Genomic DNA, 19,477 nt, shown 5'->3' with positions numbered 1-19,477 from the left:
TTAATAAAAAACAAATGAAAGACATCACCATAAATATCATTACAGTTTTTATGGTATGCTTGTTTAATTGCACGTACGCACAGAAACCTAATATTGTTATTATTTATGCTGATGACATGGGTTTTGGAGATTTAAATTGTCAGAATCCAAATTCTAAAATACCAACACCTAATCTAGACAAATTAGCTTCCGAAGGCATGCGTTTTACAGACGCTCATAGTTCATCGGCAATTTGTTCCCCTAGCCGTTTTGCCTTGTTAACTGGTCAGTATCATTGGAGAAGAACCCACGGTATTGTTAAGTCGTTTGGCGAACCGCTTTTTAAAGACACAGATGTAACACTTCCGCAGCTTTTAAAAACAGAAGGTTACGAAACTGCGGCTATTGGGAAATGGCATTTAGGTTGGCATTGGAATTTTATTAATAAAGACCCCACTGGCGAACGCACCTACTGGGGGCGTACTCACAAGACGTATTTAGTCGAAGATATTGATTGGGAAGCCCCCTTAACCGGAGGCCCTTTAGATCGTGGATTTAATTATTATTTTGGAGATGGCACCATCAATTTCCCACCGTATGCATGGGTAGAAAATGATAAATTTGTAGACATTCCGAATGATTTTTTTGAATTTAATCAGTTTGAAAGAAAAGCTAAAGAATTGGATTGGGATTCGCGTCCAGGTCCCAAGGTCGCTGGCTGGGATCCGTACAACGTACTACCTACATTAACTAAAAAAACAATATCTTGGATCGATAATCAAAAAAAAGATAAACCCTTCTTTTTATATTTAGCCTTACCATCTCCTCATGCCCCAATTATTCCTAATGATGAATTTGACGGCACATCGGGAGCAGGTGCTTATGGCGATTTTATGGTTCAAACAGACTGGATTGCGGGACAAGTTTTAGAAGCCCTTAAAAACAATGGTCTTGAAGAAAACACCATTGTTATTTTTAGTTCAGATAATGGCCCCGAAAAATTTGCTTTTGAAAGAGCTGAAAAATTCGACCATTACAGTATGGGCAATTACAGAGGTTTAAAACGAGATCTTTGGGAAGGCGGACACCACATTCCGTTTGTTATAAAATGGCCGAACCATATAAAAGCAGGAACAGTTTCCGATAACCTAATTTCTCAGGTCGATATAATGGCAACACTTTTAGAAATTACTGAAACTAAAATCCCTGAAACGGGAGCCATCGATAGTCAAAGTTTTTTATCAATTATTACCGAAAAACCAAACCTAAACAATCAAAGAACAGCAACCATTCATAATACCAATGCAGGAGGATATGCTGTACGAAAAGACAAATGGTTATACATTAATAACACCACAGGCTCTGTTTCAAGAATGCCAGAATCATTTAAAACATTGAGACATTACAGTGATTTTTCAACAGAAGGCTTACTCTTTGATTTAGAAAAAGATCCTGAACAACGTGTGAATTTATTTGAAAGATATCCTGAAAAAATCAAAGACATGCAAGATTATTTAAAACAAGAAATGGACAAAGGGTATTTAAAATAACAAACCCTTTTTACACTATAAAACCCCTATTCAATTTTCAGAATAGATATAAGAGATAAAAAAGAGATCTCGCTACTATCGAAGCTGAAAGCGTTAACTAATTAAAATATCATAAGAAATGGAACGAAGACATTTTATCAAACTATCCGGAGCCGGTGCCACTGCTTTATCATTTACACCATCTTGGGCCTATTTAAGCAAAGACCCTTCAATGTACAGCTTCCCCCAAATGATTGGAGAAGTAAGTCAGTCTTCTGCTATTTTACAAACCCGACTGACTAAGCAAAACAGTATGCCCGAAAATGGTTTTAGTACGCCTGAAGCCTTATTAAGTTATGATATTGAAGGTGTTTCTGGTGTCGCTAAATTTGAAATTTCAGATCATCCTAAATTCAAAAAAGCAAACTCATCGTCTTGGATTAAAGCGACTCCAGATAACGATTTTGTTGTAAAATTTAAAATAGACCAACTAGATTCAGATACCAAATATTATGTCAGAGTACATTACGGTATTACAGAATTAGATACGCAAACGGGACCTACAAGTTCCTTTTCAACCTTACAAACACCTGAACAAGAAAAACCTGTTTCTTTTGTTGTAACGTCTTGCATGAACTTAGGTAAATTCTTCCTTGGAGGTGGTGCCTTACGAGCAAAAGAAAAAAGTAGAGCTGCTCAAGGTGAAGATAGAAAACTCGGATTTCCCGCTTTGGCTGCCATGCAAAAAACACAACCTGCATTTTGGGTTCAAACGGGAGACACCGTATATTATGACTACCCAAATAAAGGCATAGCAAAAACACAAACCGAATTAAGAGCTAAGTGGCACCGCCAAATGGCCATGCCACGTATGTATAATTTTCTTGGAGAAGTACCCGTTTACTTCATGAAAGACGATCATGAATACAGATACAATGATAGCGACAATGAAGAAAATGGAAAAGCACCATCGCCAAGCTTAGCCAGATCTACATTTTTAGAACAAACACCTGTAGCAGCACCAGAAGACGAAAATCCAGTAACATTCCGAACACGACAAATAAACAAACATTTGCAAATTTGGATGCCCGAAGGTAGAGACTACCGAGATAACAATACCTTACCAGACGGACCGCATAAATCTATTTGGGGTGAAGACCAGTTAAAATGGATAAAACAATCGCTTCTAGAGAGCACAGCGACGTTTAAACTGTTTATTGTTGCGTCTCCTTTAGTTGGCCCAGACGATGCTTCTAAACATGACAACCATGTGAGTTATGGCGGTTTTCAACAAGAACGTGATGCCTTTTTTCATTGGTTGAAAAAGAATAAGGTTGACAAAAACTTCTATATTATTACAGGGGATCGCCATTGGCAATACCACTCTATTCATCCCGCAGGTTTTGAAGAATTTGGAACAGGAACCATAAACGGACAAAACTCAAGACCAGGAAGAAAACCAGGCGACGTAGGATCTACAGATCCTTTAGGATTAATAAAGCAGCCTTACATACAAGAAGATCCTACAGGCGGTTTCTTATTAATTAAAATAGCACCACCAGAAAACGGAAAAACAGCACAACTTAGTTTTGAAACTATAGACGAAAGTGGCAACCAACTTAATTTGGCCGTAAAAGATGTAAAATAATAGTTCTAGCACAAAGTAAAAGAGCGTAATAATGAAATTATAAATTTCACTATTACGCTCTTTTTTATTGATTTAAGCCTTACAATTAACAATAAGAACCTATTGTTAATTTATTATTGAGTTACGCGAAGTTGTATTTTCTTTAAATCTTTTTCTAAAGAAGACGCTCCAACAGAAATAGTAAACGTTCCTGCTTCGACCTCCTTTTTCATACTTTGATTTAAAATATTTAATTCATCGAAACCGAGTTTAAAAGACACTGTTTTTGTTTCTCCTGGTTTTAGGCTGATACGTTTAAAACCCTTCAACATTTTCAAGTAACGCCCCACTGAAGCATAATCGTCACGCACATACATTTGTACGACCTCATCTCCAAATGTATCACCCGTATTTGTGACTTCAACAGACACCGTCGTAGACCCTTCTGAATTAATTTTGTTATCTGCTAACTTTAATTCTGAGTACTTAAATGTGGTATAACTTAATCCAAATCCGAATGGAAATAACGGCGATTTATCGGCATATTTATACTTCCCTTTACCTGAACCCACAAAGTCGGGACGCTCTAAATATGTAACAGGAAGCTGACCAACAGAACGCGGAAATGACACAGTTAATTTTCCACCAGGATTAACATCTCCAAAAATAGCATCAGCAATAGCATCTCCAGAACGCATACCTAAATACCAAGTTTCTAACACCGAAGGAATATTTTCTGCAATATAATTTATAGATAACGGGCGTCCGTTTATTAGAACCACAATAACCGGCTTTCCTGTTTTCTGGATAGCCTCTACTAATTCATTTTGAACACCAACTAAATCAAGATCCGAACGATCGACACCTTCACCACCAGTTCTACGAGAACCACCGATAACAAGCACCACAGCATCGGAATTGTTGGCTGCCTCGATAGCTTCGGCAAACCCTGCTTTAGAATCTCCATTTAAATCACAACCTTTAGCGTAATTAATTTTAACATCCCCTTTTGCCTTAGCTTTAATACCATCTAAAACCGACACATAATAGGGTGGCAATCCAGAATACCCGCCTAATAAAGCATAACTACTATATTCTACAGGACGTTCTTCTGTAGCATTTGGTCCAATAACAGCCAAAGATTTAATATTTTTAAGATCAAGAGGCAGTAAATTATTGTCGTTTTTCAATAAAACAATGGCTTTTTTAGCCACTTCATAAGCATATTCTTGATGTTCTTTTTTACTTACAATAGTATCTGCTTTTATTACTTTAGGTTTAGAATCGAATAATCCTAATTTATATTTTGCTGCTAAGATTCTTGATACCGCCGTATCGACATACTTTACAAGCTCAGGGTTTTTAGTCAGCGTGTCCTTTAATATTGTAGAATGAAAACTTAATTGTTCTGGAACCTTACCTAAGGCCAAATCCATATCTACACCTGCTTTTAAAGCTAGCAATGCAGCTTCTACTCTAGTTTCAGGAATAAAATGCATGGTTTGTAAACGACTGACATCATTATTATCGGACACCACAAAACCATCGAAACCTAACTCGTCTCGTAAAATATCGTTTAACAACCAAGAGTTCATATGGCATGGCACACCGTTAAAATCTTGATGACCTGGCATAATACTCCCGATTTGAGCCTCTTTTACAGCAGCTTCAAAAGGAGGCAGGAAAATCTCGCGTAATCGACGCTCCGACATGTCGCTAAATCCACCGTTAATACCTCGTCTATTTTCCGGATACCCAACATAATGTTTTGCAGTAGACATGACATGATTTTTATCGTAACGCTCGCTTCCCATACCTTGCATACCCTGGATAAAAGCCACACCCATTCGTGAAACCAAATACGGATCTTCACCATAGGATTCCTCTACTCTACCGTATCGTGCATCTCCCGAAATAACGTCTAAATTAGGAGAATAAATATGTGTAATATTTAAGGCGCGAGCTTCTAAGGCTGTTTGCTCTGCCATTTTTTTAATAAGCCCTGGCTCCCATGTCGATCCTAAAGCTATAGCCTGCGGATAAACGGTAACTCCATCTACCCATAATCCGTGTAAACCTTCGCCAAACTTCATAAAAGGAATACCTAATCTATCGTTGGCAGGTGCGTCCTGAGTCAGTTCAGCAATTTTTTCGTCTAAGGTCATTTTCCCAAGAAGCTGCTCCACTTTTTTTGAAACTTTCGAGTCTACTTGTTTACTGTTTTGTGCAACAGACTGCATTGAAAAACAACTCATAATTACAAATAGAGTTAGTCCAATATGTAGTGTTTTTTTCATATATCTAATTTAATTAAATCCATAATATTTTATAGTATTAACAAAAAAAAGAGACAAACCATGAGGTGTAAACCCTCAGTAGTATTGTCACTTTTAAATTAAAAAATTTATTTATTTACGTGTTTCATCTAAAAAATTAATTCTCTTTGTTCTCCTGCTTTTAATACCACATCTTTTGTACTTCCTAACGCTCTAACTTTACAAGAACCTCCTTTTTCTGAACTAATAGTAACAATTAGGTTGTCTTTACTCCAATCCATGTCTAATTCGAAATCACCTCTTGCATGCAAACCTGTAACTTTCCCTTCAGACCATTGTTCTGGAATTGCAGGTAATAGATGAAGAATAAAATTACCATTTTCATCTTTTAAGTGACTTTGAAGCAACATCTCTGAAACGCCCGCTGTTGCACCTAAATTACCGTCAATTTGGAATGGCCCAATTGTATTCATTAGACTATTTTTTCGTCCTTTACTTAATAGGGTCACCAAGTTTTTATGTGCTTTTTCTCCTTCTAATAATCTAGCATGCATTAACAAACCGTGAGCATAAGCCCAGCCCATACCACCTTGTCCGTTCTCTTCTCTCCATGCTAAACTGGTTCTTACCGCTTCATAAAGTTCTGGAGTCTCTTCTGTAATTATAGAAAATGGGTGTAAACCAAGCATATGAGACAGGTGTCTGTGACCAGGTTCTTTCTCTTTTAAATCTTGTCTCCATTCCATCATTCTTCCATTTTTTTCAGAAATCGGAAAATCAGGTAATGCCTTTTGAGCTTCAACAATACGTTTCTGGATATCATCATTTGTATTTATAATAGATCCAGCTTCTTGAGTTGCCCCAAAAACAGCTTTAATTATAGATAAATGATATGTTGATGTTGAAGTAATTCTTAACATCTCGTTCGTTGAAGGGTCTAAATATTGATTTTCGGGAGATGATGACGGTAAAAAGTGCAACACTCCATCTTTATCTTTAACCAATACATCTAAGATAAACTCACTCGCTCCAGATAACATTGGGTACAATTCTTCTTTTAAGAATACTTCATCTTGCGTATACTCATAATGATCCCATAAACTCATCACCATCCATGCACCTGGTAACGGATCTAAAACACCATTATTAAACTGCGATGATAATGTAGATGCCGAAGGCGTAACACGCCCGAAAGGATTAGATGCATGATGAGAAAACCATCCATTAGAACCATACATTTCTTTAGCATACGGTTTACTTACATCTACAATTTTTTTAAACCACGTAATTAATGGATCCATAGTTTCTGAAACATTAGCAACGTCTGCAGCCCAATAATTCATTTGCAGGTTTACATTTAAATGATAATCTGCTTCCCAAGGTGCCCACATACGTTCGCTCCATTTACCTTGCAGATTTGCAGGTAAAACCGAGTTAGCACGAGAGCTTCCCATTAATAAATAGCGTCCAAACTGAAACAAATGTGCTTCTAAGCCAGAATCTACAGTGCCATTTTTATAATTTTTTAAACGTACATCCAGAGATAAAGAATCTAATGTAGGATCTCCCATTTCAAGACTTACACGATTAAACATTGCCGCATGCTCTTGAGTATGCGCGCCTTTTATATCGTTCCATGATTTAGTAGAAGCGGCTTCTAAAACCTTTTCTGCTTTCGCCACTGGATCTATACTTCTGTCAAAATTTAGTAACTCTAAATTATAATCTGTTGCTGCTGTATATTTTAAAACCACTTCATTAGCATTGCTAACTTTTAATTTTTCATTTTCAGCAGTAATAGTTCCACCATTAACAGTTGTATTTAGTCGTGCAGCAAAACGCATATGCGCGCCACCTTTACCAGAACCGCCAGCATTTTCGTCTCTTGCTTCTGGCGCTTCAATATCTACAATTTGTCCGTCCATATGAATAGAACCATTAGGCAACGCAGAAATTGTAACATCTTTTGGACGCTGTAAAGCAATACTAAAGTTTAGTTTATCTTTCCCTGTGCTCGATATACGGATACATAATACATTATCTATTGCAGAAATAAAAGCCTCTTGAGTTATTGTAGAACCATTGATATCGTAGGTAACAGTAGATAGCCCTGTAGACATATCTAATGCTCTTTTATAATTAGAAACTTCACTTTTATTATCGAAGTCTATTAATAAATCTCCTAAGGGCTCGTAAGATCTAAACGACGCAGGACCAGCAGTTAAATTTGCCAAACCAAACTTATTAGCTTCCATGCTTTTACCTTCCAAAATTAAATTTTGAACTGTAGTTAGCTTTTCACGGAAATCTTCGGCATATGGATTTTCAGGAACACCTGCCCATAAACTTTCTTCATTTAACTGAAATTTCGCAACATCAGTTCCTCCAAAAGTCATTGCTGCCAGTTTACCATTCCCAATTGGAAATGCATCTGTCCATTTTTTAGCAGGCGTATCGTACCATATTGTATTAACAGCACTCGTCGTGTTTTGGTCTTCTACAACAGCATTACTTTTGCATCCCAACACCAATTGAGACATCACTATTGTAAACGTAAATAGTTTTAAACTTTTCATTTAAATTAGTTTAGTGTATTGTTTAAAACACGTTTCTCACCTGCAGCCAATACCAAATCGATAGTAGTTTCGCCTAATTTCACTTTACATGTCCCTCCTGCTTTAGAAGATATTGTAGTCGATTTTAATTTGCTATTTTCCCAAGCTAAATCCACTTCAAAACCACCTCTTGCTACTAAACCATTAACATTTCCAGTTTCCCAAGCACTTGGTAATGCTGGTAATAATTCTATAATAACAGTGCCTTTATCGTCTTTAACATGACTATGAATTAACATTTCTGCGATACCAGCTGTTCCTCCAAAATTTCCGTCGATTTGGAAAGGCGGGTGGTAATCGAATAAATTGTTAGCAGTCGATTTTTGTAATAACGCTTTTATATTTTCATAAGCCTTATCGGAATCGTTTAAACGCGCATAAAAGTTAATAATCCAAGCTCTACTCCAACCTGTATGTCCACCACCGTTTGCCAACCTGTGGTTAATACTTCTGTAAATCGCATCGATATAATATGGTGTATCTTGTGTATTAAACTGACTCCCTGGATACAAACCGTATAAATGACTTAAATGTCTGTGTCCTGCATCGACCTCATCAAATTCTTCAGACCATTCCATTAATCGTCCATCAGAACCAATTTGTGGCATTGATAATTTTCCCAAGGCTAGTTCTACCTCTTTAGTAAACTCATCGTCTATACCAAGATCTTTAGCGGCTTCTAAAAGATTTGTAAAACTTTCATAAATAATTTCTTGATCCATTGCATTACCCATCCCTAAATTAACATGTTTCCCATCTGTATTATTAGGTGGATAAAACTTGTTTTCTGGAGATGTTGAAGGTCCTGAAACTAACTTTCCTGATCTTGGATCTGTAGTTAACCAATCTAAAAGGAATTTACAAGATTCTTTTATAATAGGATAAGCACGTGCTTCTAAAAACTGCTTATCTCCAGTATATCTGTAATGTTCCATAAAATGCCCAGTTGCCCAAGCACCTCCCATAGGCCACATACCATAACCCACTCTACCAATTGGTACGGTCCAATGCCAAACATCTGTGGTATGGTGCACTACAAAACCATCGTTATTATAGATTTCTTTTGCTGTTTTCTGTCCAGAAGGCACCAAAGATTCTATAAAGCTAAAAAACGGTTCGTGACACTCCGAAAGATTAGTCAGTTCTGCTGGCCAATAATTCATTTGCATATTTATATTGGTATGGTAATCTCCATTCCAAGGCGCTATTAAATGATTATTCCAGATCCCTTGTAAGTTCGCTGGCAATGAACCTTCTCGAGATGATGATATTAATAAATAACGACCATATTGAAAATAAAGTTCGAATAATCCTGCGTCATCAGCACCATTTTTAACCGCTTCTAATCGCACATCTGTTGGTAAGTTATCTACATCAGAATTTCCAAGTTCGATAGAAACTCTATTAAACAGTCTTTGATATTCTGCAATATGATCTGCAACTAATTTCTTTAACGCTTTTTTGTTCGCCGCTTTTAGGTCTTTAGAGTTTCTAGTCCCTAAATTCTCCGTTAAAGGTTTAAAAGGATCGTGACGGTTATAATCTGTTGCTGCTGAAATTAATAACTTTACAGATGTTGCATTTTCAATTGAAATGACGCCGTCTACAGATTTTAATTTTCCACCTTTAGGAACAGCCATTAGTTGCGTTTCATACTTCACTCCTAAGTGTTTTCCTTTATGGCTCGCTTGTCCCCACATTTTAATTTTGTTGTTACCCAAACTAGCAACTTCAAAATCTGCGGGTCTGCCTAAGCTTAAATCTAGAGAAATAGAATTTGGTTTATCGGCAGTAAGCAACACGACAATAACTTGATCTATTGGTGTAGAAAACACCTCTCTTACATAATTTACACCATTAGCTGTAAACGTTGTTTTTGCTATGGCATTATCAATATCAAGTTCTCTTCTATAATTTTCAGAAGTTCCTTCAATATTAAATTTAAGATTAAGCTCTCCAAGCGTCTGATAACTTCTTGGAGCGATACGTCTATCTAAAACATTATCCTGAACCAATGAGTTAGCTTTAGCATATTCCCCATTAAAAATAAGTTTTCTAGCCTCTTCTATAGAAGTCCATGCGCCAGGTTTCCCTGTAGGTATTGGAGGCCCTGCCCAAACAGACTCCTCGTTTAACTGTATTTGTTCATTTTCTACACCGCCATAAACCATGGCACCCAACCTGCCGTTTCCGACAGGAAGTGCTTCCATCCACTCTTTAGCAGGTGAAGTATACCACAACTTATTTTGAAATTCGTCTTGCGATTTCTCAGTACCCGATTGCCCAAAAACAACTTGAGGCGCAAACATTACGAGTCCTAAAAAAACAAGGATTAATTTATTTATATTTTTATTCATGTGTTTATATTTCTATAATGAAAATCAAAATTACTTAGAGCTCACTTGAACTGTTGCTCCTACTAGACCATCTGAACTTGCAGTTAATTTAATATCGCCTGCTTTCTTAGTTGTTTTTAAAATAACTAAACACTTACCATTAAAAGCAGATCTTTTGTTTCCAACAAAAGATTCTTCACTTTTTGGATCTCCGTTATCTACAGCTAAAATTGTCGCTTCACCTTCAACATTAAATGTGATATCGTTTAAGGCTTTTGGTACAAAACGACCTTCTGCATCTAAAATATTTACTTCAACATGTACAACATCTGCACCTCCAGCATTAATAACATCACGATCTACTAATAACTCAATTTTATTAGCATCACCTGCAGTTTCTATTTTCTTTTCTGCAACAACTTTACCGTTGTTAATACCTTTAGCTTCTAATATTCCAGCTTTATAAGGCACTTGCCACACGACATCCATAGTGTCTTTCATGCTTTGCACACCTAAAGATTCACCGTTTAAGAATAATTCTACACTATCACAATTAGAATACGCTACTACAGGTATTTTAACACCTTCTTTACCTTTCCAATTCCAATGTGGCAAGATGTGAACCATAGGCTCTTCTGTCCACTGACTCTGATAAAAATAGTACGAATCCTTAGGGAATCCACACATATCTATAACTCCAAAGTTGAATAATTTTGCAGGCCATCCGAACATTGATTCTCCTAAGTAATCGAACCCAGTCCATCTAAACTCACCAGACATGAAAGAGAAATCTCTAGTCATTTTCCATGAATCTCTAGCAGAAATACGTACAATAGAATTATCGTAAGACGAGCTATAATATTTACTAATATCTCCGAAAACTTCTTCTTCAGACAAGTTTGGTACTTTCATTATTCCTCCTAAAGGATTAGCACCTCTGTACCATGATTGTGATTGATATTCACCACGTGTTTGGAATGTATGAGGGACTTCTGTAGCAATAAATTTACGTTCCGGGTATGTTTCATGATCTTTTTCGTACATGAATACAGAACCTCCACCACCGTTGTAACCTGTTACATCTAATGCGCTAGCAAAACCACTTTCGTTTGCTAAATGCATATGTGTAATACCACAAGTTATTGGTCTTGTATTATCGTGTTCTCTAACTACACTCATTAATCTTTTAAGTCTAACAGTACCTTCTTCGAAACAAGCATCTGGAATTTCGTTACCTACACTCCAAAGAATAATTGATGGGTGATTTCTATCTCTCTTAATTAATTCTGTAAGATCTTTTTCTGCCCATTCATCAAAATATAAATGGTAACCATATTTAGCTTTTCCTTCTTTTACTTTATTTCCAAAAGGCCAAGATTCTATCCACTCATCGAACGCTTCATCCATTACCATAAAGCCCATTTTATCGCATAAATCTAATAACGTAGCACTTGGTGGATTGTGAGCAGTACGGATGGCATTACATCCCATTTCTTTTAAAATTTCTAAACGGCGTTCTAAAACACGGTCGTTAATAGCAGCACCTAAGGCACCTAAATCGGCATGATTATTAACACCTTTTAATTTTATATTTTTTCCGTTTAAGGTAAATCCGTTATCTGCTGAAAAGCTAAAATCACGAACACCCATATTGGTTTCTACTTGATCTACAAGTGTATTACCAACCATTATTTTTGTTTTTACTTTGTATAAGTATGGTGATTCTGGCGACCACAATTCAGGATTACTTACTGTAATGTTCTGAACAATATTTTCTTCTTTACTACTATCTAATTTAGCAGTTGTTTCTTCTGTAGATAAAAGCACATTGTCTGAAGAATAGATTTCGTTAACTAAACGATATGCTTTAGATTCTGCTTCTTCATTTTTAATTGCTGTTTTTAATTCGATAACAGCTTCATTGTTTTTTATAGATTTGGTTGTAACATATACACCATATCTATCGATATGTAATTTTTCTGTTTTAACTAACCATACATGTCTGTAAATACCAGAACCTGTAAACCAACGCGCGCTTGGTTCTTTTGAGTTATTTACGCGAACAGAAATAATATTTTCGCCTTCGAAGTTTAAATGCGGTGTTAAATCGTAATTAAAACTAATATATCCAAAAGGACGTATTCCTAAATAGTGACCATTAATCCAAACTTCACTATTCATATAAACACCACCAAACTCGATACCAATTTTTGAATTTGCATCTGATTTGTCTAGTGTAAATGATTTTCTGTACCAACCTATTCCGCCTGGTGCATATGCGCCTACATTACCTGCAGGATTTGTTTTTAAAAATGGGCCTTTAATACTCCAATCGTGTGGTACATCTAATTGCTCCCACGATGCATCGTCAAATTCATTTTTACTTGCTGTAGGAAAATCGCCTTTAGAAAATTTCCAGTCTTCATCAAAATTTATTTTTTCCCTAGGCACTTCGTTTGAAGTATTACCTTCTGCACAACTTACGACAGCGAATGCATTTACAAGTAGTAATACTATTAGTAATAATTTTTTCATTTGTTATTTCAATCTTAGTTATTAAATAGTTGTACGTTAATTTTTTTAAAGTTCTTTAGTATCGTAAAAATGATCTGTTATTTTGGTAAAACTCATAAAACACAAAATTTGAGCAGGGATAAATAATCCCTACTCAAATTTTAAAAAGTTATATTTTATTGAAATCCATTTTTAATTGTATCCTGGGTTTTGCTCTAAAACAGCTTCTGTATTCCTTTCAATTTCTTGTTGAGGGATAGGCCATAATGTATGGTAATCATGTACCACAAAACCGGTATCATATTTACCATTGTAATAAGGATTGTATGCTGTAACTCTATCTACTACTTTATTTAGACGCTTAAGTGTTAACAATCTATACTCTTCAAAATGCAATTCTCTAGCACGCTCGTCTAATATAAAATCGATATCGATATCTCCAGCGTTTACTAAAGGAGCATTTGCTCTATCCCTTAACATATTAATATCTTCTGCAGCAAGTGCTGTTTGCGAATTACCCAAATACGCTTCTGCTCTTAATAAGTACGTTTCTGCCAAACGCATTTGGTAATGATCTCTAAATGTTGAAGATGCATTGTTTGACACTTGTCCTGTAGATTCGTCTACAAACAATTCTTCTGGAAAATTATTGGCTACTGTAGTTTTAGAAAAAATCGCAGACCATTGTCTTTTGTAAATATCACCTACATCTTTAATCGCTCCACTTTCGATCATTTTTTGACCGTAGAATTTAGAATCCGGATTATCAACTACAAGATCACGAATAATGTTATATTCTGAGTTTCTCATATCTCCAGGAACACTTTCCCATACATCATCTATCATAAAGTCTGATGCCGTAAACCAGCCAATACCACGACCACCATTTTGAGTTGTTGGGCCTATAAATAAGCTATTATCGTCTTCATCTACTAAATTATAATATCCAGGACCTAGGTATTGTGTAATAATACTACCACGACCTCCACCTGTAACATTATACTCGTATTGTGCTACCCATAACGATTCTGTGTTTCCAGAACTTCTGTTTTGGTTTCCTCTTCTAAATAAATCCCAGTAAACATCTCCAGGCTCGTCCATTCTAGAACCAAAACGTTGCGTCATTAAAGCATAACCTGGGTTATCGATAACTTCAGTTGTTAATTCAATGGCCTTACTAAAATCTTTATTTATAATATATAGCTCTGCTAAAAGGTGCTTTGCTACAGATTTAGTAATTCTTGCTTCTCCACCTAACTCTGAAACATCAGGTAAATTCTCTGCAGCAAAAGTTAAATCTTCAATACATTGTGCAAAAACTTCTTCTTGAGTTGCTCGTACAAAATCTCTTTTAGGCTCTGTAATCTCTTCTAAAGATAAAGGGACACCTCCATAAAGAATACCAAGGTACTTATAAGTAAAACCTCTAAAGAATAAGGCCTCTGCTTTTAAAGCAGTTCTGCTTTCTTCTGATGAAAACTCTGTTTCTGGATTATCAATTCTTCCTAAGATTGTGTTTGCTTGCGCAATAATCTCGTAAGATCTCTGCCAAGGTGTTCTAACCCTAATGTAATCCGGCACTAACCTGTCTTCGTAAGAATTAAGTTCGTGGGTAGGCCCAATAGCATCATACGCTAAATCTGTAGTATATTGAAATATAAAATGTGACGTGGCACCTCCCCAAACAGTATATAAATCTGTTAAATTATATAAACGAGCAACAGACTGTTCAAATTGAGCTTCTGTTAAATATGAGTTATCAGGCGTGTAAAAATCGTACACCTCTTCTTCGAGCCATTTATCTTCATTACAAGAAGAAAAAATCACAAGAAATGCTGATAATAAAATTATATATTTATTAATTTTCATGTTCTTTATTTTTAAAATTCAACATTAATTCCCATAGAGTAATTAGTCATTAAAGGAGTACCTTGAGTGTATCCTTGACCTGTTTCAGGATCCCATCCTCTCCAGTCTGTAAATGTTGCTAAGTTTTTACCACTAACGAATAACTTAAGATTACTAAATCCAATCTTATCTAAAACACTACTCTTAAAGTTGTAAGACAAACTAACATCTTGGATACGCACAAAACTACGCTGAATGTATCTGTTAGGCTCGTAAGTTGCAGCGCCTTCTAAACCTCTAAAATAAGCATCTGGATTATCTGGCGTCCAATAGTCCCAACCTCCTTGAAAAATATTTTGACTACTATATCTACTAGACTCTGTATTTGTTGCTCCAAAAATAAGAGCATCTGTACCGTAATAATGCTCCTTACCTCCTTGAATACTATTAACAAAAACATATAAACTTAGTTGCTTGTACTTAAAGGTATTGGAGATACTAAAACGGTAACCAGGATCGGTATATCCTAAAATTTTCTTATCGAAAGTTGAAGAATAGTTTCCACTATTATCTAAATCGGCAATTTTATATGTTCCTGGAAAAAATCCATTAGGGATATTACCTGCATCGGCATCGGCTTGTTGCCACATACCAATAATTTCGTAATCGAATATAACTCCTGTTGGTTCTCCAATGAACAATCTATCTGTAATTAAATCATCTTCGATGCCATCACCGTCATTATCTGCACCCAAAATAGAAACTATTTCATTTCTATTACGTGCATAATTAACAGACGTTTCCCATCTAAAATTATCATTTTTCACAATTACACCAGTTAAAGATAATTCTAAACCATGGTTTGCGACTTCACCAATATTAGTTTTAATGGTCGGTAATCCTACAGCATAAGGCAAATCAATTTCATATAAAACATCTTTAGTCGAATTATTATAATATTCAACATTACCGTTTAATCTTGAATTAAAGAAAGAAAAATCCACTCCTACGTTTACCCCTGTAGTCGTTTCCCAACCCAAATCGTTATTTGCCAATTCATCTATATATTGTACTTGCGTTGGAGTTGCTCCATCACCAAAAACATAACCATCATTCCCACCAACACTTGTTGCTACAACCGCTTGAGTATCGTATCTTCCAACACCTCTTTTTCCTGTAACACCATAAGATCCTCTAAATTTCAAAAAGTCTAACCAATTTGAGGTTCTTTTCATGAAACCTTCGTCACTCACAACCCATCCAAGTGCTACAGATGGAAAAACACCGAATTTTTCATTAGATCCAAATCCTGAAAAACCATCACGTCTTACAGTACCGGTAATTAAATATTTCCCATCATAACCGTAAGATATACGTCCCATATTGTACAAACTTTGTTCGTTTTCTTTTCCAGTATTAATAATGTTTTGAGTTGGGTCTCCGTTTTCTAACGAATTAAAACCTAAAGTCATATCTGAAAAATTCTGTGCATTTGCATTTGTAAACGATGTTGAAATTTCTTCTACCCCATATAAAAATGTTGCACTTATATTATGGACGTTATTAAACGTTTTATTATAACTTAAAATATTATCTACAGACCAATTGTAATCAATTGATGAATTCTTGTAACCAAATCCAGTAAAATTAGCTCCTGTTGGATCAAAATTATCATGATTTGTTGTTCTGTAGTTCTGAGAGAAATTTACACGATAATTTAAACCATCGACAGGTAATTTTATATCCGCATGTATGTTCGCAAATAAGTTAAGTCTCTTGTCGTTATCAAGTGTTTGTAAATCTAAAAGCGGGTTAGTCCAAGTATTCTGAAGTGTTTGTCTTGGTGTCCCATCTTCCTCGTATAAAGGTGTCCAAGGCATAACCAACATAGATGTATCTGATCTTGGTGCTGTACCAGAATAATCACTCGTTGTTACAAAAGTTTCTGTACCCACTTTTAACCAGTCTGTAATGTTAGCGTCTAAATTTATACGGTAATTTACTTTCTTATAGTCGTCGTTTACAACAAAACCTTTAACATCTGTAAGTCCACCTGAGAAAAAATAACTAAAATTTTCAGAACGGCCTCTAACACTAATATTATGCGTGTTAATATATCCATCTCCTGTTATTTTGTCCCACAAGCCGTTATTAAAATTATTATCGTAACCGTCACGCATCTCTTGTGTACCAAGTAAAGTACGTGGATCTTGGTTAGGATAAGCATCTGCTAAAAACAATTTTAACTCATCCGATTCCATGGGTTCAAGAGCATTCTCATTAGGTGTCTGAATGGTATAACTTGCAGAATAGTTTACTACAGGCTTACCGATTACTTTACCTTTTTTAGTGGTAACTAAAATAACGCCATTAGAAGCTTGAGATCCATAAATTGCAGCAGAACTGGCGTCTTTTAAAACATCGATAGAGGCGATATCTGCAGTATTTAAATCTACTAAATTACCTCTGTAAATAATTCCATCTACAACTATTAATGGTGCACTTGCTGCCGCTCTCTCAGCCGTAGTACCAGTAGGTATTGAATTCTGTCCTCTTATAGATATTGTAGGGTCTTCACCAGCAGCATCTACAGCGCCGACATTTAAACCAGCTACAGTTCCTTGTAGAGCTTGTAATATAGACACATTAGGCATCTCTTCTACTCGCGCTATATTTGGACTCGCAACAGCTCCTGTTAAATCACGCTTTTTAGCTGTACCATAACCGATAACCAATACTTCTTCTAAACCGATTTCGTCACTAGCCATGACAATATTTATACTAGTTTGGTTACCAACTGTAATTTGCTGAGTCACCATCCCGACATAAGATAGTACTAAAACATCGCCTGAAGTTGCATCGATTGCAAAATTTCCATCGAAATCTGACATTACACCTTTCGTTGTTCCTTTTATTGCAATAGAAACACCTGGTAAAGGCATATCAAACTCATCTGTGATTTTTCCTGTAAGTTGCGTTTGAATTGCAGACGTCGTTTTAACAGTCTGTTTCTTAGGTAAAAGTACAATTTGCTTATCTTTTAGCGTATAAGTCACGTCCTTTCCTATAAAAATCAAATCAAGGATATCTTTGATTTTTTTATTCTTAACCTCTAAATCAATTTTTCTTTCTACATCTACTAAGTTATTGTTATACAAGAAGAAAAATTCACTGTTATTTTCAATTTCTAATAACACATCTTTTACGGAAGTACTACTAAAATTTAGGGAGAGTTTTGTGTTCTGAGAATAAGAATCATTTGGATTTACTCCAAACGATGACAAAAACAGAACCATAATCATCATTCTGACAATTAAAAACATTTTTGAAGGTAAAAAACCGTTAATCGTTTTCCACCATGTTAAAGTTTTTTTCATAATTTTGAATTGGTTTTAATTTACTATTAGTTAAACATTCTGAAGTTGGTTTTCAGATACATACAGAAAAAAAAAATACTTTCTCTGATTTTTTTTGAAGTAATTATTTCATTAGCATACAGTTATTATGGGAGTTATTATTAGGTTGTTACTTAGATTTGGTCAAAACTATTTTCTTAGTACTAAACGTATTATTTATTAATTTCTCTGAATGTATAATTTCATAATCCATGGGAGATGATACTTTTAATAAATCCAACATTTGTTCTAAAGATTCGTCATGAAATGTGGCTGTAAATCGATACGCTTCTAGCTCCTTGTCTGCTATTGTAATATCTACATTATACCACTTTTCTATTTTTTTAATAATTACAGAGATCGGATCTCCATAAAACATCATATATCCATCTTTCCATGCTGTATATTTTTCCATTTCAACATTAGAGGATTTATTTATTTTTTTAGTTTCAAAATCACATTCAACAACATCGTTTGGGGTAAGCATTGTTAATTCGACTTCTTTATTATCTTCTAAACTCACTTTACCTTCAACCAAAGCCACAGACATCGAATTATACTCGCTGTAAGCAGACACATTAAAAGCTGTTCCGTATACTTTAACATTAACTTCTCCTGTATTTACAATAAAAGGTTTGTTCTTGTTTTTAGTAACATCGAAATATCCTTCTCCGTCTAAATAGACCTTACGTTGGTCTAGAGTATTGAAAGACATAGGAAATCGTAATGTACTTCCCGAATTAAGCCAAACAACTGTCCCGTCTGCTAAAACTAATTCTGTTTTTGTTCCGTAAGCTGCTTTGACTTCTTGATAAACAATATCTTCTGACTGATTGCTTAGCATATTATTTTCAAAACCACCCTTCATAAAAAAGGTAAGACCTAATAAAACAACAAGCATCGCAGCAACCGGTAAAACAACACGCTTTAATCTTTTAAAACGAAAATCGTGTATCCGTTTTTTGGTTTTGATTAGAGCCGCTTCAACATCAATACTTGGAGCAGATGCTAAACCACTAGATTTTGCCCAAAGTTCTTTATAAGCTTCATATTTGTTTTCATTCTCCAAAGACTCCTTGATCCAAGAATCCAAAATAGCCTGATCATCTTTCGATAATGACTCGGTAAAAGAAATAACTATTAAGGTTTCTATTTGATTTTCCACAGGGCGCAGCGTTTTAAACACTTTCTATCATTAAGACGTATCTGGCACGAATGCACCCTATACTTTTCTTAAAAAAAAGTGAAATATTTTTTATTTTAACAAAAAAGAGATAAGTAAAGGAAGGTATAATTGTAGATCTTTTCGAAGAATTCGAAGTGATCGGGAGATAAGAGCTTCTACTGCTTTATTAGAT

At 35.4% G+C, this 19,477-nt stretch carries 9 protein-coding genes; 2 read left to right on the top strand and 7 right to left on the bottom strand.

Annotation, left to right across the window (positions count from 1 at the left end):
- Positions 1 to 14: 14 nt before the first annotated feature.
- Positions 15 to 1,529, top strand: coding sequence for a sulfatase family protein (locus tag ACFFVB_RS16305; protein ID WP_382384292.1), 1,515 nt, complete (start codon positions 15 to 17; stop codon positions 1,527 to 1,529).
- A gap of 118 nt (positions 1,530 to 1,647) precedes the next feature.
- Positions 1,648 to 3,156, top strand: coding sequence for an alkaline phosphatase D family protein (locus ACFFVB_RS16300; protein ID WP_382384291.1), 1,509 nt, complete (start codon positions 1,648 to 1,650; stop codon positions 3,154 to 3,156).
- 113 nt (positions 3,157 to 3,269) lie between these two features.
- Here ACFFVB_RS16300 and ACFFVB_RS16295 read toward each other — a convergent pair whose 3' ends face one another.
- From ACFFVB_RS16295 to ACFFVB_RS16265, 7 genes are all read right to left on the bottom strand, one after another.
- Positions 3,270 to 5,432, bottom strand: coding sequence for a beta-xylosidase (locus ACFFVB_RS16295; RefSeq protein WP_382384290.1), 2,163 nt, complete (start codon positions 5,430 to 5,432; stop codon positions 3,270 to 3,272).
- A 128-nt stretch (positions 5,433 to 5,560) separates the two neighbouring features.
- Positions 5,561 to 7,987, bottom strand: a complete 2,427-nt coding sequence (locus tag ACFFVB_RS16290) for a glycoside hydrolase family 95 protein (RefSeq protein WP_382384289.1) — start codon at positions 7,985 to 7,987, stop codon at positions 5,561 to 5,563.
- Positions 7,988 to 7,992: 5 nt separating this feature from the next.
- Positions 7,993 to 10,383, bottom strand: coding sequence for a glycoside hydrolase family 95 protein (locus ACFFVB_RS16285; RefSeq protein ID WP_382384288.1), 2,391 nt, complete (start codon positions 10,381 to 10,383; stop codon positions 7,993 to 7,995).
- A gap of 30 nt (positions 10,384 to 10,413) precedes the next feature.
- Positions 10,414 to 12,897 carry a glycoside hydrolase family 2 TIM barrel-domain containing protein gene (locus ACFFVB_RS16280; protein WP_382384287.1) on the bottom strand — a complete coding sequence of 828 codons (2,484 nt, stop codon included), beginning with the start codon at positions 12,895 to 12,897 and terminating at the stop codon, positions 10,414 to 10,416.
- Positions 12,898 to 13,068: 171 nt separating this feature from the next.
- Positions 13,069 to 14,745, bottom strand: coding sequence for a RagB/SusD family nutrient uptake outer membrane protein (locus tag ACFFVB_RS16275; RefSeq protein WP_382384286.1), 1,677 nt, complete (start codon positions 14,743 to 14,745; stop codon positions 13,069 to 13,071).
- 11 nt (positions 14,746 to 14,756) lie between these two features.
- Positions 14,757 to 18,101 carry a TonB-dependent receptor gene (locus ACFFVB_RS16270; protein ID WP_382384285.1) on the bottom strand — a complete coding sequence of 1,115 codons (3,345 nt, stop codon included), beginning with the start codon at positions 18,099 to 18,101 and terminating at the stop codon, positions 14,757 to 14,759.
- Between the two features lie 148 nt (positions 18,102 to 18,249).
- Positions 18,250 to 19,284, bottom strand: coding sequence for a FecR family protein (locus ACFFVB_RS16265; protein ID WP_382384284.1), 1,035 nt, complete (start codon positions 19,282 to 19,284; stop codon positions 18,250 to 18,252).
- Between the last annotated feature and the right edge of the window lie 193 nt (positions 19,285 to 19,477).

It is taken from the genome of Formosa undariae, assembly GCF_042427615.1.
Classification (GTDB): domain Bacteria; phylum Bacteroidota; class Bacteroidia; order Flavobacteriales; family Flavobacteriaceae; genus Formosa; species Formosa undariae.
This window is presented reverse-complemented; position numbering and strand designations above follow the sequence as displayed.